This is a genomic window from Mycobacterium sp. (assembly GCF_035506235.1).
Classification (GTDB): Bacteria; Actinomycetota; Actinomycetes; order Mycobacteriales; family Mycobacteriaceae; genus Mycobacterium.
The window spans coordinates 23474-43823 of record NZ_DATJPU010000076.1; the positions used below are offsets into that span (position 1 = coordinate 23474).

Annotated in this window: 18 protein-coding genes; 8 read left to right on the top strand and 10 right to left on the bottom strand. The window is 70.2% G+C overall.

The genetic code is table 11. From position 1 onward, the window contains the following. Positions 1-5: 5 nt before the first annotated feature. Positions 6-1439 (top strand): acyl-CoA carboxylase subunit beta, encoded by a 1434-nt coding sequence (locus VMD50_RS06885; RefSeq protein WP_325426144.1) that lies wholly within the window; start codon positions 6-8, stop codon positions 1437-1439. A gap of 102 nt (positions 1440-1541) precedes the next feature. On the opposite strand, the gene VMD50_RS06890 is transcribed toward VMD50_RS06885, so the two are convergent. Genes VMD50_RS06890 through VMD50_RS06900 form a run of 3 tightly spaced genes read right to left on the bottom strand, consistent with a single transcriptional unit; the run spans position 1542 to position 5198 of the window. Next, the gene (locus VMD50_RS06890; protein WP_325426251.1) at positions 1542-3068 is read right to left on the bottom strand and encodes an FAD-dependent monooxygenase; all 1527 of its coding nucleotides are present in this window, start codon (positions 3066-3068) and stop codon (positions 1542-1544) included. 25 nt (positions 3069-3093) lie between these two features. Next, positions 3094-4632: a glycerol-3-phosphate dehydrogenase/oxidase gene (locus VMD50_RS06895; RefSeq protein ID WP_325426146.1), complete on the bottom strand. Its 1539-nt coding sequence runs from the start codon at positions 4630-4632 to the stop codon at positions 3094-3096. Further along, complete coding sequence (locus VMD50_RS06900; RefSeq protein WP_325426148.1) at positions 4629-5198, bottom strand: TetR/AcrR family transcriptional regulator; 570 nt, start codon at positions 5196-5198, stop codon at positions 4629-4631. Before VMD50_RS06900 ends, VMD50_RS06895 begins: the two co-directional genes overlap by 4 nt. A gap of 47 nt (positions 5199-5245) precedes the next feature. Between VMD50_RS06900 and VMD50_RS06905 the strand changes: the two genes are divergently transcribed. Both VMD50_RS06905 and VMD50_RS06910 read left to right on the top strand, forming a co-directional pair. After that, a complete protein-coding gene (locus tag VMD50_RS06905) occupies positions 5246-6826 on the top strand; it encodes an FAD-binding oxidoreductase (protein ID WP_332844539.1) in 1581 nt (526 codons plus the stop codon). Positions 6827-6832: 6 nt separating this feature from the next. Then, positions 6833-7756, top strand: a complete 924-nt coding sequence (locus tag VMD50_RS06910) for a diacylglycerol kinase (protein WP_325426152.1) — start codon at positions 6833-6835, stop codon at positions 7754-7756. Positions 7757-7841: 85 nt separating this feature from the next. Here VMD50_RS06910 and VMD50_RS06915 read toward each other — a convergent pair whose 3' ends face one another. The 3 genes from VMD50_RS06915 to VMD50_RS06925 form a co-directional block, all read right to left on the bottom strand. Then, complete coding sequence (locus tag VMD50_RS06915; RefSeq protein WP_325426154.1) at positions 7842-8354, bottom strand: DUF3145 domain-containing protein; 513 nt, start codon at positions 8352-8354, stop codon at positions 7842-7844. Positions 8355-8512: 158 nt separating this feature from the next. Continuing rightward, positions 8513-9334, bottom strand: coding sequence for a serine hydrolase domain-containing protein (locus VMD50_RS06920; protein WP_325426156.1), 822 nt, complete (start codon positions 9332-9334; stop codon positions 8513-8515). Beyond that, positions 9334-10413: a class I SAM-dependent methyltransferase gene (locus VMD50_RS06925; protein ID WP_325426158.1), complete on the bottom strand. Its 1080-nt coding sequence runs from the start codon at positions 10411-10413 to the stop codon at positions 9334-9336. The genes VMD50_RS06920 and VMD50_RS06925 overlap by 1 nt, the downstream gene beginning before the upstream one ends. 32 nt (positions 10414-10445) lie before the next feature. On the opposite strand from VMD50_RS06925, the gene VMD50_RS06930 reads away from it, so the two are divergent. Continuing rightward, positions 10446-11531 carry an S-(hydroxymethyl)mycothiol dehydrogenase gene (locus VMD50_RS06930; RefSeq protein WP_325426159.1) on the top strand — a complete coding sequence of 362 codons (1086 nt, stop codon included), beginning with the start codon at positions 10446-10448 and terminating at the stop codon, positions 11529-11531. After that, a complete protein-coding gene (locus VMD50_RS06935) occupies positions 11531-12154 on the top strand; it encodes an MBL fold metallo-hydrolase (RefSeq protein WP_325426161.1) in 624 nt (207 codons plus the stop codon). The genes VMD50_RS06930 and VMD50_RS06935 overlap by 1 nt, the downstream gene beginning before the upstream one ends. Before the next feature lie 82 nt (positions 12155-12236). Here the strand turns inward: VMD50_RS06935 and VMD50_RS06940 are convergent, their stop codons facing one another. From VMD50_RS06940 to lnt, 3 genes are all read right to left on the bottom strand, one after another. Beyond that, entirely contained in the window at positions 12237-13421 is a 1185-nt protein-coding gene (locus VMD50_RS06940) for a PE family protein (RefSeq protein ID WP_325426163.1), read from the bottom strand. 239 nt (positions 13422-13660) lie between these two features. Then, a complete protein-coding gene (locus VMD50_RS06945) occupies positions 13661-14386 on the bottom strand; it encodes an SHOCT domain-containing protein (RefSeq protein ID WP_325426166.1) in 726 nt (241 codons plus the stop codon). Further along, positions 14383-15828 carry an apolipoprotein N-acyltransferase gene (lnt, locus tag VMD50_RS06950; protein WP_325426253.1) on the bottom strand — a complete coding sequence of 482 codons (1446 nt, stop codon included), beginning with the start codon at positions 15826-15828 and terminating at the stop codon, positions 14383-14385. Before lnt ends, VMD50_RS06945 begins: the two co-directional genes overlap by 4 nt. Before the next feature lie 86 nt (positions 15829-15914). Here lnt and VMD50_RS06955 point away from each other — a divergent pair, with 86 nt between their 5' ends. From VMD50_RS06955 to VMD50_RS06965, 3 genes are all read left to right on the top strand, one after another. Continuing rightward, positions 15915-16871: an SDR family oxidoreductase gene (locus tag VMD50_RS06955; RefSeq protein WP_325426168.1), complete on the top strand. Its 957-nt coding sequence runs from the start codon at positions 15915-15917 to the stop codon at positions 16869-16871. Between the two features lie 14 nt (positions 16872-16885). Further along, entirely contained in the window at positions 16886-17992 is a 1107-nt protein-coding gene (locus VMD50_RS06960) for a class I SAM-dependent methyltransferase (protein ID WP_325426170.1), read from the top strand. A 75-nt stretch (positions 17993-18067) separates the two neighbouring features. Continuing rightward, positions 18068-18463: a hypothetical protein gene (locus VMD50_RS06965; protein WP_325426172.1), complete on the top strand. Its 396-nt coding sequence runs from the start codon at positions 18068-18070 to the stop codon at positions 18461-18463. On the opposite strand, the gene VMD50_RS06970 is transcribed toward VMD50_RS06965, so the two are convergent. Further along, on the bottom strand, positions 18464-20254 hold the full coding sequence (locus tag VMD50_RS06970; RefSeq protein WP_325426174.1) for a DUF7159 family protein: 1791 nt from the start codon (positions 20252-20254) through the stop codon (positions 18464-18466). It lies immediately after the preceding gene. Positions 20255-20350 lie beyond the last annotated feature (96 nt).

Consider the following 20350-nt stretch of genomic DNA (forward strand, 5'->3'; position numbering starts at 1 on the left):
CTGTGATGACAATCATGGCCCCCGCGTCGGTCGGCGAGTCGCTCGACCCCCGGGACCCGTTGCTGCGTCTGAGCAACTTCTTTGACGACGGCAGCGTGGAGCTCCTGCACGAGCGCGACCGCTCGGGCGTGCTGTCCGCCGCGGGGACCGTGAACGGCGTGCGCACCATCGCGTTCTGCACGGACGGGACCGTGATGGGCGGTGCCATGGGCACCGAGGGCTGCAGGCACATCGTCAACGCCTACGACACCGCGATCGAGGAGCAGAGCCCGATCGTGGGCATCTGGCACTCCGGTGGGGCGCGGCTGGCCGAGGGCGTCCGCGCCCTGCACGCGGTTGGGACCGTGTTCGAGGCCATGATTCGCGCCTCCGGCTACATTCCGCAGATCTCGGTCGTCGTCGGCTTCGCCGCCGGCGGCGCCGCCTACGGACCCGCGCTGACCGACGTCATCGTGATGGCGCCAGAGAGCCGGGTGTTCGTCACCGGTCCCGACGTGGTGCGCAGCGTCACCGGCGAGGACGTCGACATGGCCTCGCTCGGCGGCCCGGAAACCCACCACAAGAAGTCCGGGGTGTGCCACATCGTCGCCGACGACGAGCTCGACGCCTACGAGCGCGGCCGCCGGTTGGTCGGATTGTTCTGCCAGCAGGGCCATTTCGACCGCAGCAAGGCCGAGGCCGGTGAGACCGACATCCACGCGCTGCTGCCCGAGTCGGCGCGGCGGGCCTACGACGTGCACCCGATCGTGACGGCGATCCTGGACTCGAATGATGACGGCACGCCGTCCTTTGACGAGTTCCAGGCCAACTGGGCGCCGTCGATGGTGGTCGGGCTGGGCAGGCTGTCCGGCCGCACGGTCGGCGTGCTGGCCAACAACCCGCTGCGCCTCGGCGGGTGCCTGAACTCCGAAAGCGCCGAGAAGGCCGCGCGTTTCGTGCGGCTGTGCGACGCGTTCGGGATCCCGCTGATCGTGGTGGTCGATGTTCCGGGCTACCTGCCGGGTGTCGACCAGGAGTGGGGCGGCGTGGTGCGCCGCGGCGCCAAACTGCTGCACGCGTTCGGCGAGTGCACCGTGCCGCGCGTCACGCTGGTCACCCGAAAGACCTACGGCGGGGCCTACATCGCGATGAACTCCCGTTCGCTGAACGCCACCAAGGTGTTCGCCTGGCCCGACGCCGAGGTCGCGGTGATGGGCGCCAAGGCCGCCGTCGGCATCCTGCACAAGAAGAAGCTGGCCGCCGCGCCCGACCACGAGCGCGAGGCGCTGCACGAGGAATTGGCGGCCGAGCACGAGCGGATCGCCGGTGGCGTGGACAGCGCCATCGAGATCGGCGTGGTCGACGAGAAGATCGACCCGGCGCACACCCGCGGCAAGCTCACCGAGGCGCTGGCCCAGGCGCCGGCGCGCCGCGGCCGTCACAAGAACATCCCGCTGTAATTTCTGGGCGCGCTCGCCACTCCTGTCACAGCCGCACCGTCGGCCTCCCATGTGGTGAATCGCGAATGCGGTAGCGCATGTGATACCGCTTTGTGGAGTCGCCTACACCTCGCGGCACAGGATCGCCGAAAGCGCTTGGCGCAGTTCGCCCTCCGGGTCGGGTGGCAGCTCTTCCACCCGCCAGCCGACGAAATCGTCGGGGCGCACCAAGAGCGCCCCCGAAGGTGAGAGCCCGCTGATCGTTGCCCACTCGTCGCTGCAGACGCGATGCGCAGCAATCGACGCTGAACCCGCAGCTGCACACCATCGTTCGTCGTCAGTCAACAAGGTGAACCCGGGCCCCAGCAAGTCGAGCGTCGAGACGCCGTCGCGCACCCACGCGTGCGGAACCCGGGTCCCGGGTTGACCGCGCAACTCGTCCACCAGGAGCCCCGACGGCTCGTCGCTCAACACGGCCGCCGAACGGTAGCGGTAACCCATGAGCAGGTTGAACATCGGGCACTCCTCGTCGGCCGGCAGTTGTGGCCGGTCTTCGCTCAAGGGCAGCACCGCCAGCGTCGGGCCGGTCAGCGACTGTCGGGCCGCGAAGCGGCCCACCGGGTGACGCTCGGCGTGGTAGGTGTCGAGCAATCCCGGACCGGCGGTGCCGTCCAACACGGCGGCCAGCTTCCAGGCCAGGTTGTGCGCGCTCTGGATGGCGGTGTTGGCGCCCCCGGCCTTGAACGGCGGCATGGTGTGCGCCGAGTCCCCGACGAGAAACGCTCGCCCACAACGGAATTGGTCGGCCACCTGCTCATAGGGCTGCCACGCCGCGACCTCGATGATCTCGGTGTCCATCGGCTCGCCGAACGCCTTGGTAAGCCGCTCCCGGCAGCGCTGCGGCGTGAACTGGTCCGCGGTCTCTCCCCTGCCGGGAAAATACGTGGTGATGAACATCCCCAGGTCGCCATCCACCACCAAAAAGATGCCGTCCACGTCGGCGTTCTTGATTTGCACGCCATCGCCGTCGGCCAGGTGCTCGACGAACTTCGTCCAGGGCGCGCGGAAGTAGACGAAGACGACATAGATCGGCAGCGCGCCGTAACCAGAGGTGTTGATGCCCAGCAACTTTCGGATCGGGCTGTGCACTCCGTCGGCGGCGACGAGGTAGTCGGCGCGGACCGTTTCGGACCCACGCAGCACCGCGGTGACGCCGTCGTCATCCAGGTCCAGCGAGGAAAGCTCGGTCCCATACCGAACCTCGCTACCGCGCCGCCGGGTTTCGGCGAGCAGGATCGGCTCGAGCCGGCTCTGGGGGCAGTACTGGGCGGCGGGTTCGGGACTGAGCTTGTCCATGCCCGCGAAGATGGCATCGACGTCGAGGGCCAGCCGTTCCTCGGGGCTGTTCAGCGTCGGCTTCACCGTCATGGCCGACACGTGGTCGGCGACCGCGTGCACCTGGTCCCTGAGGCCAAGGCCGCGCAGGACCTCCAGGCTGCGGAAGCTCAGGTTGCGGGCCTTCGGATAGATGAACACCTCGCGGCGCTTTTCGACGACGAGCGAACGAATGCCGTGCTTGGCGAGCAGCGCCGACGTGGCCAGCCCGCCGGCACCGGCCCCGACGACGAGCACGGGAACCCGCGAAGTGATAGTCACGGTAAAATGATAGCGTCTATCACTTCATGCCTCCAGCAAGGAACTCCCCCGCCACGGCAACCGCCCGCTCGCGGTCCCCGGCCACCAAGCCGATGCGGGTCCGCCGGTCGACGATGTCGCCGACATCCAGCGCGCCCTCGTGGGTCACCGCGTACTCGAACTCCGCCCGGGTCACGTCGATGCCCTCGGCGACAGGCGCCGCCGGACGGTCGCACGTCGCGCTTGCGATGACCTTGGCCGCCTCGGCGCCGTACCGCGCCATCAGCGACGCCGGCAGCCCGACGCTTGGCCCCACGGCACCCCCCGGGTTGGCCGGCGCCCCGATCAGCGGCAGGTTGCGGGTCCGGCAGTCGGCCGCGCGCAAGCCCCGCCGGCCGACGGCGTAGTCCAGGACATCCTCGGCCATGTAGCGGTATTCGGTCAGCTTGCCGCCGACGATGCTGATGACGCCGGACGGCGCCTCCATGACGGCGTGCTCGCGCGACACGTCGGCCGTGCGGCCTTCACCGGTGTCGATGAGCGGCCGCAGGCCGGCGTAGGCACCGATCACGTCGGCCGTGCCGAGCGCGGTTTCCAACGCGGTGTTCACCGTGTCCAGCAGGAACGCGACTTCCTCCCCGGACGGTTGCGGCACGTCGGGGATCGGGCCGGGCGCGTCTTCGTCGGTCAGGCCCAAGTAGACCCGGCCCAGCTGCTCGGGCATGGCGAACACGAAGCGGTTGAGCTCACCGGGAATCGGAATGGTCAGGGCCGCAGTCGGATTCCCGAGCATTCGGGCATCCAAGACCAGGTGTGTACCGCGGCTGGGCCGCAACCGCAACGAACCGTCGATCTCGGCCGCCCACACCCCGGCCGCGTTGATCACCGCGCGGGCCGACACGTCGAACGACTGACCCGTGCGCCGGTCGGTCAAGCGCACCGAGGTGCCGGTGGCCTCGGACGCCGCGACGTAGGTCAGGATGCGGGCGCCGTGCTGTGCCGCCGTGCGCGCGACCGCGGTGACCAGCCGGGCGTCGTCGATCAATTGCCCGTCGTAGGACAAAAATCCACCGTCGAGGCCGTCGCGTCGAACCGTGGGCGCCATCTCCACGACGCGGTGCGCCGGAACCCGCCGCGATCGGGGCAGGGTCGAGGCCGGCGTGCCCGCCAGCGCCCGCAACGCGTCGCCGGCCAGGAACCCGGCGCGCACCAACGCGCGCTTGGCGCGGCTCATCGACGGCAGCAGCGGCACCACCTGCGGCATGGCGTGAACGAGATGAGGGGCGTTGCGCGTCATCAGGATTCCGCGTTCGACGGCGCTGCGCCGGGCGATGCCCACGTTGCCGCTCGCCAGGTAGCGCAGACCGCCGTGGACCAGCTTGGAACTCCAGCGGCTGGTGCCGAACGCCAGGTCGTGCTTTTCGGCCAGCGCCACCCGCAGGCCCCGCGAGGCTGCATCCAGGGCGATGCCGGCGCCGGTGATGCCGCCGCCGATCACCACGACGTCCACCGGGGCGCCGTCGGCGAGGGCATTCAAGTCGGCGGCGCGGCGCGCGGCGTTCAACGCGGTGGACTTCACGACAGGTACCCGTTCAGCGAGTGGGCGAGTTCGGCGGCCAGCGCGTCGGCGTCAAGGATCGGCCGGACGATCCGTTCGGACTGGATGGTCGACTGCGCGATGAGCAGCACCATGGTGGCCATCTGCAGCGGATCGCCGGCACGCACGCTGCCGTGGCGCTGGGCCGCCCGCAGCCGCTCGGCCAGCGCGTCGATCAGCATCTGCTGGCTGGCCCCGAGGCGTTCCGTGATGTAGATGGGCGCGAGTTCGGAGTGCAGCACCGACATCACCAGCTGGTCGCGGCGCAGCAGGTCGGCCACCGTAACGATCTGTCGCACAAGGGATTGGCGGTCCTCGCCGAGCAGCGGCGCGTCGCGCATCACACCGGTGATGTGCCGGGTCAACAGCGCCGCCACGACCGACTTGGTGTCCGGCCAGCGGCGGTAGACCGTCGGCCTGCTGACGCCCGCCCGCCGGGCGATCTCGGCCAGGGTCACCCGGTCCACGCCGAAATCGACCACGCAGCTGGCTGCCGCCGCCAGGATCCGGTCCCCGGTGTCCGATGGCGCGTTACTGATTGACAGCATGTGTAATACTGTAACGCATGACGTACCCCGAGGACCTCCTCCCGCCGATGAAATGGAACGCGTGGGGAGATCCCGCCGCGGCGAAGCCCCTGTCCCAGGGGATCCGCTCGCTGCTGAAACAGGCTGTAGGGCTGCAGGATTCGGGCGAAGCCGAACTCGACGCCGGCCAGGTGCGGCTGCGCCCGTCGGACTTGTCGCCGGCCGATAAAGACGCGCTGGCCCGCATCGTCGGAGCCGAGTACTGCCGCACCGATGACCGCGACCGGTTGCTGCACGCCGGCGGCAAGTCCACGCTCGACCTGCTGCGGCGCAAGGATTCCGGCATCCAGGATGCGCCCGACGCCGTGCTGCTGCCCGGGGATGACGAGGCCGTCGCCGCGATCCTGCGCTACTGCTCCGAGCACCGCATCGCCGTGATCCCATTCGGCGGCGGCACCAACGTGGTCGGCGGGCTCGACCCCACCCGCGCCGAGTTCGGCGCCGTGGTGTCACTCGACCTGCGCCGGTTGAACGAGCTCCTCGAGTTCGACGAAGCCTCCGGCCAGGCCGTCTTCGGCGCGGGCGTCACCGGACCGGACGCCGAACGCTTGCTTGGCGCCCAAGGCTTTTCGCTCGGGCATTTCCCGCAGAGCTTCGAGTACGCCACCATCGGCGGCTTCGCGGCGACGCGATCGTCCGGTCAGGACTCGGCGGGCTACGGCCGCTTCAACGACATGGTGCGCGGCGTGCGGATGGTCACCCCGGTCGGCACGCTGGAGCTCGGCCGCGCACCGGAATCCGCCGCCGGCCCCGACCTGCGCCAGCTGGTGCTCGGCTCGGAGGGCACCTTCGGCGTCATCACCCAGGTCCGGCTGCGGGTCCATCGCATCCCGGAGGCCGTGCGCTACGAGGCCTGGTCGTTCCCCGACTTCGAGACCGGCTCCGCCGCCCTGCGCGCCGTCACCCAAACCAGCACCGGCCCCACGGTCATCCGGCTCTCCGACGAGGTCGAGACGGGGGTCAACCTGGCCACCACCGAGGCGATCGGCGAAAGCCAGATCACCGGCGGTTGCCTGGGGATCACGGTGTTCGAGGGCACCAAGGAGCACGTCGAGAGCCGGCATGCCGAGACCAGCGCCCTGCTGGCGGCACGGGGCGGCACGTCGCTGGGCGAGGGACCGGCCCAGGCCTGGGAGCGGGGCCGGTTCGGGGCGCCGTACCTGCGCGACTCGCTGCTGTCCGCGGGCGCGCTCTGCGAGACGCTCGAGACGGCCACCGACTGGTCCAACGTCCCCACGCTCAAAGCCGCTGTCACCCAAGCGCTTACGGACGCACTGGGGCAGACCGGCACCCCGGCACTGGTGATGTGCCACATCTCGCACGTCTACCCCACCGGCGCCTCGCTGTACTTCACCATCGTCGCCGGGCAGCGGGGAAATCCGGTCGAGCAATGGCGGGCCGCCAAGGCGGCGGCTTCGGATGCGATCGTCGCCGGCGGGGGGACCATCACCCACCACCATGCCGTGGGCGCCGACCACCGGCCCTGGATGCGCGACGAGGTCGGCGAACTGGGCGTCCAAGTGCTGCGCGCCGTCAAGGCGACGCTCGATCCGGCGGGAATCCTGAACCCCGGCAAGCTGATTCCGTGACCCGCCATGCCTAAGCGCGAAATCGGCAAGGTGACGGCGCTGACCAATCCCGTCTCGGGACACGGCGCCGCCATCCGCGCGGCGCAGGTCGCGATCGCGCGGCTGCACGAGCGGGGTGTGGAGGTCACCGAAATCATCGGCGACGACGCCGAAGACGCGCGCTATCTCGTCGGCGCCGAGCTGGAGAGGGGAACCGACGCGGTCATGGTCACCGGCGGTGACGGGGTCGTCTCCAACGCCCTGCAGGTGTTGGCGGGCACCGACGTTCCGCTGGGCATCGTCCCGGCCGGCACCGGAAACGACCACGCCCGCGAATTCGGCATTCCCACAAAGGATCCCGGGGCCGCCGCGGACATCGTCGCCGACGGCTGGACGGACACCATCGACCTGGGCCTGATTCGGGACGCCGGTGGTGCCGAGAAGTGGTTCGGCACCGTCGCGGCCACCGGTTTCGACTCCCTGGTGACCGATCGTGCCAACCGGATGAGCTGGCCGCACGGGCGGCTGCGCTATTACGTCGCGATGCTGGCCGAGCTGTCACAGCTGCGGCTGTTGCCGTTCCGGATGGTGCTCGACGGCACCAGGGAGATCGACGCCGACATCACGCTCACGGCCTTCGGCAATACCCGCAGCTACGGCGGCGGGCTGCTGATCTGTCCCCACGCCGATCCCACCGATGGCCTGCTCGACATCACCATGGCCCATTCGGCGTCCCGGACGAAGCTGGTCCGGCTGTTCCCCACCGTCATGAAAGGCACGCACGTGGACCTCGACGAGGTGACCACGGCGCGCGCCGCATCGATCCACGTGGAGTGCCCCGGCATCAACGTCTACGCCGACGGCGACTTCGCGTGCGCGCTGTCCGCAGAAATCTCGGCGGTGCCCGCCGCGCTCCAGATTCTGCGGCCGCGGACCTCTGCAGACCATTAGTGGATCTTCGATTGCGGTAGCGCATGCGCTACCGGGTTTGAAAGTCGCCTATTGATCCGGAGACGTCCGGAGACGTCCGGAGACGTTAGCCCACGCCGCGGCTGAGCCAGGTCACCTCGCCGGCGTCGCCGCCGTCGCGATAGACCTCGAGCGCCTCGTCCCACGCGGTTCCCAGCACCGAATCCAGCTCGGCGGCCAGTGTGTCGGCGCCCTGGGCCATCATCGCGCGCAGCCGCATCTCGCCGACCATGATGTCGCCGTTGGCGCTCATCGACCCGCTCCACAGGCCCAGTTGCGGGGTGTGGCTGAACCGGTGGCCGTCGACTCCGGGGCTGGGGTCCTCGGTGACCTCGAATCGCAGGACGGACCAGGACCGCAGGGCGTTGGCCAACCGGGCGCCGGTGCCGACCGGCCCGACCCAGTTGGTGACCGCGCGCAGTTGCCCGGGCATCGCCGGCTGCGGTGTCCAGACCAGGTTGGCCTTGGACTGCAGGGTCGATGACAACGCCCACTCGACATGCGGGCATACCGCCGCGGGCGAGGCATGGACGTACACCACGCCTGTCGTCACGTCGGCAAATTGGTTCGACGCACGCATCTCCTGCTCCTTCGGTTCCACGAGGGACGTCTTCCCCAACGACCTGGTGGACCGCTCGAGGCGGAGATAGCTTGCGGAAATGCTGATATTTTTGTGTCCTGCGTGTCTATTGTGCCCTGTGATACCCCTGTTGCGCTAGTGTGCGGAGTGGCCAAATATCACTTGGCCAGAACTCGGTCCGAAAGCGCAGGCCACCGCTGCAGCGCCCAGTCGCCGAAATCGCGATCCGTGAGGACGACCAGCGCCAGGTCCGCCCCGGGATCCGCCCAGATGAAGCCGCCCGCCTGGCCGAAGTGGCCGTACGTTCGCGCCGAGTTGCGCGCCCCGGTCCAGTGCGGCGACTTGGCGTCCCTGATCTCAAAACCCAGGCCCCAGTCGTTGGGCCGTTGCACGCCGTAACCGGGCAGCACCCCGTCCAGGCCGGGAAATTGCACCGAGGTGGCCTCGGCGTGCAGCTGCGCCGACACCGTCGACGGGCGCAGCAGGTCGCCGGCGAAGGCCGCCAGGTCGTCGACCGTCGACGTCGCCCCGAACCCGGCAGCCTCGGCGCCGCCGTCCAGCCGGGTGCTCGCCATGCCCAGCGGCTCGCACACCGCCTCGGCGAGATAGCGGCCGAACTCGATCCCCGACTCGGCCTGCACGGTCCAGGCCAGCACCGCGAAGCCGTAATTGGAGTACATCCGCCGGGTGCCGGGCTTGGCCAGCACGCGGTCGGAGTGCATCGCCAGGCCCGACGCGTGCGCCAACAGGTGGCGGATCGTGGAGCCGGCCGGGCCCGCCGGGGTGTCCAGCTCGACGACGCCCTCCTCGATCGCGACGTGCGCGGCCCGCGCCACCAGCGGCTTGGTGACCGACGCCAGCTCGAAGACCCGCTCGGTGTCGCCGTGGGTGTCCAGCAGCCCGGCGGGCCCGACGACCGCGGCGGCGGCGGCCGTCACCGGCCAGTCGGAGATGGCCTCCAGAGCAGTGAGAGCTGCCATCACTTCCTGGCGATGTAGTAGGTGTTGATCGGGTCCGACTCGATCTCGGCAACCCGCACGTCGCCGAACCCGGCGTCGGCGAGCATCGACCTGGCCAGCTGCGTGCCCCAGGCCGCGCCCAGCCCGGCGCCGTCCAGCGCCAGCGACACCGTCATGCAGTGCATCAGCGAGACGGTGTACAGGTAGGTGCTCATCGGGACGCCGACGTTCTCCTCCAGCCGGCTCGACGCCTTGATGTCGGCCATCAGGAAGACGCCGCCGGGGCGCAGCGCGCGATGGATGTTCTCCAGCACCCGCGCCGGCTGCGCCTGATCGTGGATGGCGTCGAACACGGTGATGACGTCGTAGGCGTCTGTTTTCGACGCCGCGTCGAGCTCGGCCAGGTTGTGGCTCTCGAAGGTGGCGTTCGCGAGCCCGAGGCGGGCCGCCTCCTCGACGCCGACCGCGATGGCCTCCTCGGAGAAGTCGATGCCGGTGAACCGGCTCGCCGGGAACGCCCGGGCCATCACGTTGATCGCGTGACCGCTGCCGCACCCGAAGTCGGCCACGTCGGCGCCGGCGTGCAGCCGCTCGGGCAGGCCGTCGACCAACGGCAGCACGACGTCGACGAGCGCCTTGTCGTACACCACACCGCTCTGTTCGGCCATCAGCGTGTGGAAGCGGGGGAATTCGCTGTACGGCACCCCGCCGCCCTCCCGGAAGCAGCCGATGACCTTCTGCTCGACCTCGCCGAGGTGCGGTACGAACAGGGCCACCAGGGCCAGGTTGTCCGGGCCGGCGGCGCGGGTCAACAGGCCGGCCCGGTGCGCGGGCAACGAGTAGGTGGCGGTGCCGGCGTCATAGTCGACGACGTGCCCGGTGGTCATGCCGGCCAGCCACTCCCGGACGTAGCGCTCGTTGAGGCCGGCGGCCTCGGCGATCTGCGCGCTGGTGGCGGGCGGGAGCCCGGCCATGGTGTCCAGCAGACCGGTCTGATGCCCGATGCTCACCAGGATCGTGAGGCTCGCGCCGTCGATGGCCGCGACCATGCGTCCGGCGAATTCCTCCGCGGTCTCGGGGGCGGTCTCGGGTGCCGTCATGGTCAGCGACGGTACACCGTAGTTTGTAGCGCATGAGTCAGACAGTGCGCGGAGTGATTTCACGCAAGAAGGGCGAACCCGTCGAGCTGGTGGACATCGTCGTCCCCGACCCCGGGCCCGGTGAGGCGCTGGTCGACGTCATCGCCTGCGGGGTGTGCCACACCGACCTGACCTACCGCGAGGGCGGCATCAACGACGACTACCCGTTCCTGCTCGGCCACGAGGCCGCCGGCACGGTCGAGGCGGTCGGGCCCGGCGTGACGGCGGTCGAGCCGGGCGACTTCGTGATCCTCAACTGGCGCGCGGTGTGCGGTCAGTGCCGGGCCTGCAAGCGCGGCCGGCCGCAATACTGCTTCAGCAGCTTCAACGCCGGGCAGAAGATGACGCTGACCGACGGCACCGAGCTCACCCCGGCGCTGGGCATCGGGGCGTTCGGCGACAAGACGCTGGTGCACTCGGGCCAGTGCACCAAGGTCGACCGCCGGGCCGACCCGGCGGTCGCCGGCCTGCTGGGCTGCGGCCTGATGGCCGGGCTGGGCGCCGCGATCAACACCGGGGCGGTCACCCGCGACGACACCGTCGCCGTGATCGGGTGCGGCGGTGTGGGTGATGCCGCGATCGCGGGGGCCGCGCTGGTCGGGGCCAGGCAGATCATCGCCGTCGACACCGACAACACGAAACTGGACTGGGCGCGCAAGTTCGGCGCCACCCACACGGTCAACGCCCGCGAATTCGACGTCGTCAAGACCATCCAGGACCTCACGGAGGGCTTCGGCGTCAACGTGGCGATCGACGCCGTGGGCCGACCCGAGACGTGGAAGCAGGCGTTCTACGCCCGCGACCTCGCGGGAACCGTTGTGCTGGTTGGGGTTCCGACGCCCGACATGCGCCTGGACATGCCGCTGCTGGACTTCTTCAGCCACGGCGGGTCGCTGAAGTCGTCGTGGTACGGCGACTGCCTGCCCGAACGCGACTTCCCCACCCTGATCGACCTGTACCTGCAGGGCCGGCTCCCGCTGGACAAGTTCGTCTCCGAGCGCATCGGGCTCGACGACGTCGAGGAGGCCTTCCACAAGATGCACGGCGGCAGGGTGCTGCGTTCGGTGGTGATCCTGTAATGGTGGCCATCGATCGGGTAGTCACGCACGGCACCTTCGAACTGGACGGCGGCAGTTGGGAAGTCGACAACAACGTCTGGCTTATTGGCGACAATTCGAATGTCGTGATCTTCGACGCCGCTCATGACGCAGCGCCGATTGTCGAGGCTGTCGGAGGCCGCCACGTGGTTGCCGTGGTGTGCACGCACGGCCACAACGACCACGTCACGGTTGCTCCCGAACTGGGTAAGGCACTCGACGCACCGGTGCTGCTGCACCCCGGCGACGAGGTGCTGTGGCGAATGACTCACCCGGACAAAGATTTTCGCAGCGTGTCCGACGGTGAGACGTTGAGCATCGCCGGCACCGAGCTGACGGCGCTGCACACCCCGGGCCACTCACCCGGATCGGTGTGCTGGTACGTGCATGACCTGGGCGTCGTGTTCAGTGGCGACACCCTGTTCTCCGGCGGCCCGGGCGCGACGGGACGCTCCTACTCCGACTTCCCGACCATCCTGCAGTCCATCTCGGAGCGGCTGGGCAAGCTGCCCGGCGACACCGTCGTCCACACCGGTCACGGCGACAGCACCACCGTCGGCGACGAGATCGTGCACTACGAGGAATGGGTGGCCCGGGGGCACTGAAACCACTGGCCGTTGGCCTCGGCATCGGGCGTGTTGCCGGCGACCAGCTATGCGGCCCCGCGCAGGATGACGACGCGATCCGTCATGCATTCCCGGGCGGTCGAAGGCCCAGAGCGCCCAGAAGTTCCTCGCGTCCCCACGGCTTGCTCCTGGCAGCCTCGCGAAGTTCCTCCCGCCATTCGTCTTTATCTCGAAGCCCCGACCGCATATTTCGGCGAAACGCCCGCAAGCTTGGTACGCGAAGCCTTAGCAGGGGAAGGGGCACTGCCGGTTTGTCGCGATCGGTATCAGCCGGGTGCGCCGCATCGCCCGGGTGCGCCGGGTTGCTCTGGTGCAGCGGTTGCCCCTTGGGTGCCGTTGGTATCGCAGGCGCCGCCGCCGGGGATGCCGCCACGGCGGAGGCCGCCGGTGCCGCCGGTTCACCCAAGCCGCCGATGGCGGCGGAATCGCCGCTGAGGCCGCCTGCGCCGGGCCCCGCCAACCCCGCCGCAGCTGGGTAGCCGCCCGCCATGACGGCGGGCACCCCCGGCGCTGTCGCTACGTGCGGCACCACTGGGCCAGTCGGCGCCGCCGGCACCGCAGGCCCCCAGGCAGCCGGGACGCTGGCGGCCGCGGCTCCGGCTCCGCTGGCGCTGACGGCTCCGCCACCAGCGCCACCCGGGTCAGCGACCCCGCCCCCGTTGGTCGCGCCCCCCGGTGCACCGCCATCCCCGGTAGGGACACCGTTAGCGCCGCCGCCGGCATTGGCGCCTTGTGGGCCACCGGGCGCGGCCGGGCGGCCGTCCCCGCCGGATGCGCCGAGCCCGCCGCCCACCGGGTTGCCGCTGCTGGGCCCGCTGGCGCCGCCGCTGGTGGGCAACGGCCCGCCAACGCTGCCATGTTGCGCGGTACCCATCGCCCCATTCGCTCCGTTGCCGATCAGGTGCCCGGCGGAAGCCCGGCTGGATGCAGTGACCATGTCCGCCACCTTCTGCAGGGGCGATGCGTTGGCGGCCTCGGCATTGGCATACGTTCCCGCACTCTCGCGCAATGCCTGCACAAACTGGTTGTGATAGAAAACCGCGCGGGCGCCGGCGGCCTGATAGGCCTGGGCGTGCGCGGCAAACAGCGCCACTACGAACGCCGACACCGCATCGGCGCCCGGAGCGTGCATTCCCGCGGTCCCGGCTGCTGCGTTCGCATTGGCCTCGTTAATCGTCAAACCGACCGAGGCCAAATCCCCGGCCGCAGCCGCCAACATGTGCGGCGTCGCGGTCACGTGCGACATGAGCCAGCTCCCGCTGTCAACCAGGTGGTGGTCGGACCGTCATCGGTCCACGCTGTCAGGGCAGATCGTATCGCGGTCGGGATCGACATCCTAGGGTCCGCGCGAGTCGACTGCTGCCGGACACTCATCTGCACCTGCGACTCATGGTCACAGACCACCGCTGCCTGCTTCTTATCCACCAGTTCAATGCCGACGGGTTGCGTCGCCGGCGGGGCGCACGCTCGCCGAACAAAGCCCGCCTAGTTCCCCGACAGGATCCGGCGCTTCTCGGCCTCGAACTCCCCGGGGGTCAGCGCCCCGGAATCCCGCAGCGCCGCAAGGGTTTTGAGCCGCTCGAGGCGGACCCCCTCGTCGCTGGGTTCGAATGGGGCCGCCCGCGATACGGGCACCGCAGGCTGGTAGTACGGGTTGGCCGCCACCACCGCCCGGCGCCGGGTGCGGCTCAGCCACAAGCCGGACAGGATCGAACCGACCAGTCCGACCACGAACGGGCCGACGAACCACCACACCAAAAAGCCGTGGGAACTCTCGTGGCCGAAGGCCAGTCGCGGGTTGATGTATCCGTTGACCTGGCCGTCGGTGGTGACGTTGTAGTTGCCGCCCGCGGGGATCTCGGCCACCCACACCCGCACGTGCGCGTCGTTGTTGACGGTCGTTGTGCTGCCGATGCTTTCGTTCAGCGCGGGCTGCGCCACGCCGTCGGGCGGCGCGATCGTGATGCCCAGCGGCGGCACCGGCAGGCCGGCGTTGGGACTGCCGACGACGACGGTGTGCAGGCTGACGGTGACCTCGCCGGCGGGCAGGTACACGCTGCCGGTTCCCGGGACCGGCACCTCGCCGTAGGCGTTGTACTTGTCCAGGACGAACGCGCTGAGCACCTGCGCGACGATGAAGCCGCCCACCGACACGACCATCAGCACGACGGCGGCGGCCAGCGAAACCTTGGCGAGCCGTCTGCCGTTCATCCAGGCAGTGTGTCACCGCGGGCCGGGCGATGCCAGCGCAACAGCGCGAATCCGAGGACGACGAACGCCAGCACCGGCACCCAGTCCCCCAGCCGCTGATACGGCGTGACACTCGATCCCAACGGCACGCTCACCACGGTCACGCCCCGGAAGCCCGACGGGCACCAGGCCAACCGATGGCCCCGCGCATCGAAAGCCGAACTGTCGCCGGACAATCCGGCGTGCACGGCCGGGCGGCCGACCTCGACGGCGCGCACCGCGGGCTGGGCGGCCAGCTGCGGCTGCGCCCAACTCCCCTGGAAGGACGAGGTGGAGCTCTGATACACCAACAACGCGGCACCGAGCTGCGCCTCCCGCCGGGCGAGGTCGGAGAACAGGGTCTCGTAGCTCACCAACGGCCCGACCGGCAGGGCGCCGGCGCGCAACACGACGGGCCCCGTCCCGCGCTGCCGGTCCTCGGCGGCCGCCCGGCTGTGGCGGGTGATCCAGCCGAAAAGCGTTCGCAGCGGGACGTATTCGCCGAACGGCACCAGCCGGGTCTTCTGGTAGCTGCCCAACCATCCGCCGGGCCCGACCAGCACCGCCGACTTGTAGATCCCGCCGCCGGGCGCGGGCGCGTCGACGTTGACCAGCAGGTCCGCGCCCACCCGCCGGGACAGCTCGGCGAGGCGCGCCAAAACCTCCGGGTGGCCGGTCAGATCGGATCCCACGCTGCTTTCCCCCCAGACCACCAGGTCCGGACGCTGACCTGCGACCGAAGCGGTGAGCTCCTCGCCGGCGGCCCGGCGCGCGCCGGAGTCGGCGATGTCGCCGGGCTGCACCAGCGCCACCCGCACCACCGGGCCACCGGCCGGCGCGGGTCCCAGCCCGTACCAAGCCGGACCTAAAGCCGCGCAGGCCGTCGCGCAGGCCAGCGCGACCAGCCGGCCCGACGCGCCGCGGTGCACGATCACAGCCGCCAGAGCCGTATTGACCGCCACCACAAGGAAACTCGTCAGCCACACCCCGCCCAGGGACGCGGACGCCAGCGTGACGGGCTGGCCCGATTGCGACGCACCCAGCGACGCCCACGGACCACCCAGCGGCGGCCAGGACCGCACGACCTCGGCCGCGACCCACGCGCTGGGCAACACCACCACGGCGGCGGCCGTTCGCCCCTGGCCGGCGGGCGGGGACAACAACCGATGCGCCAGCCAGCCCCACGGCAGCCACAGCAACCCGAAGCCGGCGGCCAACACCACCAGCAACGGGCCGACGAAGGGCGCCAGCCAGTACTGGGTGGCCAGCACGAACCCTGCGACGCCCAACCCGGCGCGCACGGACCCCTCCCATGCGGATGGCGCCGCCCGCACCATCAGCAGCAGCGGGATCAGGCCGAACCAGGCCAGCCACCACCACGACGGCGCGGGAAAGGCGAGGGCGGGCAGCGCGCCGACGACCAACGCCGCGGCCCAGCCACGGAGGCGCTGTCGACGAGCCGACACAAAGAGCACACTATGACGGGGCGCACACGAAAGGAGTTGTACGCATGGCCAACGATCTCGTCGCCACGGTGCCCGACCTGTCGGGGAAGCTGGCGATCGTCACCGGCGCCAACAGCGGCCTGGGGTTCGGGCTCGCCCGGCGCCTGTCGGCCGCCGGAGCCGACGTCGTGATGGCGATCCGCAACCGGGCGAAAGGGGAAAAGGCGATCGAGGAGATCCGCGCCACGGTCCCCGACGCGAAGCTGACCATCAAGGCGCTCGACCTGTCGTCGCTGGCCTCGGTCGCCGCGCTGGGCGAACAGCTCAACGCCGAGGGGCGCCCGATCGACATCCTGATCAACAACGCCGGCGTCATGACCCCACCGGAACGCGACACCACCGCCGACGGTTTCGAGTTGCAGTTCGGCAGCAACCATCTCGGGCACTTCGCCCTCACCGGGCACGTGCTGCCACTGCTGCGCGCCGCCGACAAGGCGCGCGTCGTCTCGCTGAGCAGCATCGCGGCGCGCCAAAGCGGCAAGATCCACTTCGACGACCCGCAGTTCGAGAAGTCCTACGCGGCGATGTCGGCCTACGGGCAGTCGAAGCTGGCGGTGTTGATGTTCGCCCTCGAGCTGGACCGGCGCAGCCGCGCGGGCGGCTGGGGCATCGTGTCCAACGCCGCGCACCCCGGCCTGACCAAGACCAACCTGCAGATCGCCGGGCCCTCGCACGGCCGCGAAAAGCCCGCGCTGATGGAACGGTTGTACAAGGCGTCCTGGCGTTTCACGCCGTTCCTGTGGCAGGAGATCGACGAGGGCATCCTGCCGGCGCTGTACGCGGCCGCCGCGCCGCACGCCGAGGGCGGCGCGTTCTACGGGCCCCGCGGGTTCCAAGAGCTGGCCGGCGGCGGCGTGCGACCGGCCAAGGTGCCCGCAAATGCGCGCAACGAGGACGACTGCCGGCGGCTGTGGGAGCTGTCCGAGCAGCTCACCGGCGTGAGGTACCCGACGGCTGACTGACTATCGTTGGGTGCATGCGGCCGGAACCTCGTCTGCCCGAGTCGAGCATCGTCGTCCGGCCCGAGCCGACCGAAAGCGCCAACTACACGCAGTCGTCGCGGCTGCAGGCCGCCGGCCTGGCGCGAGCCATCGCGTTGTTCGAGCGGGCCGCGGAACAGGTGCCGCTCCCGGCGCCCCCACAGCCGATCGTCATCGCCGACTACGGCGCCGCCAACGGGCACAACTCGCTGAAGCCGTTGTCGGCGGCCATCGCGGTGCTGCGCCGGCGCACCCGTCAGGACCACGCGATCCTGGTCGCCCACACCGACGTCCCGCACAACGATTTCACGGCGCTGTTCCACACCCTGGCCGACGACCCGGATAGCTATTTGCACACGGACACAACGAGTTTCGCCTCGGCGATCGGCCGGTCGTTCTACGGCCAGATCGTGCCGTCCAAGACGGTGAACCTCGGCTGGACGTCGTGGGCGACCCAGTGGGTGAGCCGGATCCCCTACGAGCTCCACGATCATGTGCACGCCGCCTACAGCGCTGACGACGCGGCCCGCGCCGCCTATTCCCACCAGGCCGCCGCGGACTGGCACGACTTCGTGGCGTTCCGCGGGCGCGAGTTGGCCCCCGAGGGGCGGCTGGTGGTGCTGACGCTGGGTGGCGACGAGGACGGCAGGCCAGGCTTCGAAACGTTGCTCGACGCGATCGTCGCGGCGCTGGCCGATCAGGCGCTCGACGGGCTGCTCGGCAAGGACGAGCTTCGGCGCATGGTCATTCCCATATTTGGCCGCAGCGAGAAGGACTTTCGCGCCCCGTTCGCGCCGAGCGGGCGCTTCGAAGGCTTGACGATCGAGCACCTCGAGATGTACAACGCTGAGGACCGATTCTGGGCGCGATACCAAATTGACGACGACGCAAACGCTTTCGGCGCGCAGTGGGCGGCATTCGCGCGGGCCGCGCTCTTCCCGGCGCTGGCCTGCGGCCTGGACGGCGGCGCCTGCGACCCGCGGGCGGGCGAGTTCGCCGACCGGTTGCAGACCGCGGTCGGCGCACATTTGTCAAGCACGCCAGAGCCGATGCGGATACCGCTCGCCTCGGTGGTGCTGGTCAAACACCGGCGATCTGGCTGACGAGAGTTTCGACACAGCGCTGCAGCGGGTAACCCCCGGGGATGGTCGGAACTGCGACTCCAAGGGGGTAGGTGCATGAGCGTCCAGGACGACAAAGACGACAAAGAGGCTGGCCGGGAAGAGGACCAGCAGGTAACCGAAAAGCCCGAGCCCGACGAAGAGGACAAGCAGAAGGCCGCCGAAATGATGAAGGCCTACGAGGACTTGCCCACCGTGGTGTTGCCGGGTTCCGGCGGGATGGTTTCCGGCACGGCGGTCAACGACTGGCTGGACGAGGACGGCAACCCTATACACCAGGAACCCGAGAGGGAGGGCTCGGAAGGCGGCTCGGACGAGCAGGCCAAGGCCGACGAAGCCGCGGACGACGAGTCCCGGAAAGAGCAGATCGAGAAGGACAAGGCCCTCAACGAGGAACTGAGGGCGGCCTCGGCCGCGGAGAACAAAGGCGAAAAGCAATCAGCTAAAAGCTGATCAGTGGCCACTGCGCGGAGCGATCTGGCTGACTAGGGTCGGTATCTCGGGGAGGCCGGGAATCGGCGCGTTGATCCCGGGGATTCGCGGGATGGGCGGAATCGCGGGGATTCGCGGGATCGGCGGGATCGCGGGCGCGGCCGGTGCGGCGGGGGCCGGTGGGGCCGCCGGCGCGACCGGCGCCGGCGCGGCCGGGGCGTCGGTCGCCTGGGGAGCCGCCGGCGGCGGCGCGGACGGGGTCGGCGTGTCGCTGGTGGCCGGCGGGTTGGTCTCGGCGCTCGACGGCGGGGGCGCCTGCGGCGACGCGGGCGGCGGCGGGGACGCCGGCGTCGTGTTGCCGCCGGGATTCGTGGCCGGCCTGTCGTTGGTGTCCGAGCCCAACCCGATCGCCAGGGCGATGCCCACCAGCAGGACGGCGAGCAGGGCACCGACGATCATGCCCATCGGCAGCCGGCGCCAGGGAATCGCCGACTTCTCGGGTTCCGAAGGCGGGGGTTCGGGTTGCTCGAACTTCACGGCCGGACGCGCGGACGTGCGAAACGAGCTGGTGGCCTTCGGCCACGCGCCGGTTCCGGCGGCGCGCGACCCGTCACCGGCCACCGACCACGCCAGCGCGGGCATCATGCTCGACGCCGGCGCCTCGCTCGTCGCGGTCGACGCCGGGTCGGCCTGCGCCGCGCGCGCCGGCGGTGCCACCGGGGCGGCCGCGGCCGTCACCGGCGCGGCCGGGGCCTGCGCGGTCGGAATGTTGTCGCCCGGACCCCGCGCCGCGCGCAGGGCGGCGCCGATGGCCGCCGCCAGTTGCGGGCGCGGCGTCGTGACGACCGGGACCCGAAGGTGTCCGGACAGCCTCGTGGTGACCGCCGGGATGTTCGCCCCACCGCCCACCGAGACCACCGCGACGAGATCGCGAATACCGTTGCGCTGCAATGCCTCCTCCAGCGTCGCGACGAAGTTGTTCAGCGGGTCGCGGATCGCGTCGTCGAGCTCGTTGCGGGTGAGCCGGACGTCGCCGCGCATCCCCTCGTCGGAAAGGGTGGTGACCGTGTTCGACGAGAGCTGCTCCTTGGCCCTGCGGCACCCGGTGCGCAGCCGGCTCAGCGGGGCGATCGCCGAGGTGCCCGACGGGTCGAACCCGCCGGTGCTCGGCGCGTTGGCCATGACGGCGGTCAGCAATGCCTGGTCGATCATGTCGCCGCAGAAGTCATGATGCCGCACGGTCGGGGCGACCGGCTCGTCGCCGGCGGCGTCCATCAACGTGATGCTGGTGCCGCTGCCGCCGAAATCGCACACGGCCACGGTCCCGCGCGCGGGGATGCCCGGGTTGGTCCGCACCGTCGTCAGCGTCGCCGCGGCGTCGGGAATCAGCACCGGCAGCCGGGCACGATCCGACCATTCGGCCACCCCGCCCAGCGCGCCGGTCAGGGTGTCGACCGACTTGGCGGACCAGTGGGCCGGATAGGTCACGGCAACCCTTTCGGGCAACGGGCGCCCGCCGGTGGCGGCGTAGGCCAGGGCGCGCAGCCCGTCGGCGACCAAGGCGCCGCTGCGGTGCACCGAGCCGTCGGCGGCCACGATGCCCACCGGATCTCCGACCCGGTCCACGAAGTCGGTGATGACCAGGCCCGTCTCGTCGAGCCTGGGATTCTCGGAGGGCACGCCGACCTCGGGCGGCCGTTGGCGATACAGCGTGAGGACAGGCTTGCGGATGATCGCGAGATCTGCGGTCACGGCCGCCAGGTTGGTGGAACCTATCGACAAACCCAGCGCCGGTCGAGCCCTGTCGGCCATCTACCCATCCCCGTTTCAGCGGCACGTATCCGCCTGTGCGTAATTGTGCCGCTGATTCCTATAGCCGTTCAAAGCGTCCGCTATGCGTGAGCTGTG

What these genes read in the sequence shown, in the direction of transcription:
- VMD50_RS06885 (WP_325426144.1), top strand. Translation starts at nt 6, where the DNA reads ATGACAATCATGGCCCCCGCGTCGGTCGGCGAGTCGCTCGACCCCCGG.
- VMD50_RS06900 (WP_325426148.1), bottom strand. Translation starts at nt 5,198, where the DNA reads ATGCTGTCAATCAGTAACGCGCCATCGGACACCGGGGACCGGATCCTG.
- VMD50_RS06905 (WP_332844539.1), top strand. Translation starts at nt 5,246, where the DNA reads ATGAAATGGAACGCGTGGGGAGATCCCGCCGCGGCGAAGCCCCTGTCC.
- VMD50_RS06910 (WP_325426152.1), top strand. Translation starts at nt 6,833, where the DNA reads ATGCCTAAGCGCGAAATCGGCAAGGTGACGGCGCTGACCAATCCCGTC.
- VMD50_RS06915 (WP_325426154.1), bottom strand. Translation starts at nt 8,354, where the DNA reads ATGCGTGCGTCGAACCAATTTGCCGACGTGACGACAGGCGTGGTGTAC.
- VMD50_RS06920 (WP_325426156.1), bottom strand. Translation starts at nt 9,334, where the DNA reads ATGGCAGCTCTCACTGCTCTGGAGGCCATCTCCGACTGGCCGGTGACG.
- VMD50_RS06925 (WP_325426158.1), bottom strand. Translation starts at nt 10,413, where the DNA reads ATGACGGCACCCGAGACCGCCCCCGAGACCGCGGAGGAATTCGCCGGA.
- VMD50_RS06930 (WP_325426159.1), top strand. Translation starts at nt 10,446, where the DNA reads ATGAGTCAGACAGTGCGCGGAGTGATTTCACGCAAGAAGGGCGAACCC.
- VMD50_RS06935 (WP_325426161.1), top strand. Translation starts at nt 11,531, where the DNA reads ATGGTGGCCATCGATCGGGTAGTCACGCACGGCACCTTCGAACTGGAC.
- VMD50_RS06940 (WP_325426163.1), bottom strand. Translation starts at nt 13,421, where the DNA reads ATGTCGCACGTGACCGCGACGCCGCACATGTTGGCGGCTGCGGCCGGG.
- VMD50_RS06945 (WP_325426166.1), bottom strand. Translation starts at nt 14,386, where the DNA reads ATGAACGGCAGACGGCTCGCCAAGGTTTCGCTGGCCGCCGCCGTCGTG.
- VMD50_RS06955 (WP_325426168.1), top strand. Translation starts at nt 15,915, where the DNA reads ATGGCCAACGATCTCGTCGCCACGGTGCCCGACCTGTCGGGGAAGCTG.
- VMD50_RS06960 (WP_325426170.1), top strand. Translation starts at nt 16,886, where the DNA reads ATGCGGCCGGAACCTCGTCTGCCCGAGTCGAGCATCGTCGTCCGGCCC.
- VMD50_RS06965 (WP_325426172.1), top strand. Translation starts at nt 18,068, where the DNA reads ATGAGCGTCCAGGACGACAAAGACGACAAAGAGGCTGGCCGGGAAGAG.
- VMD50_RS06970 (WP_325426174.1), bottom strand. Translation starts at nt 20,254, where the DNA reads ATGGCCGACAGGGCTCGACCGGCGCTGGGTTTGTCGATAGGTTCCACC.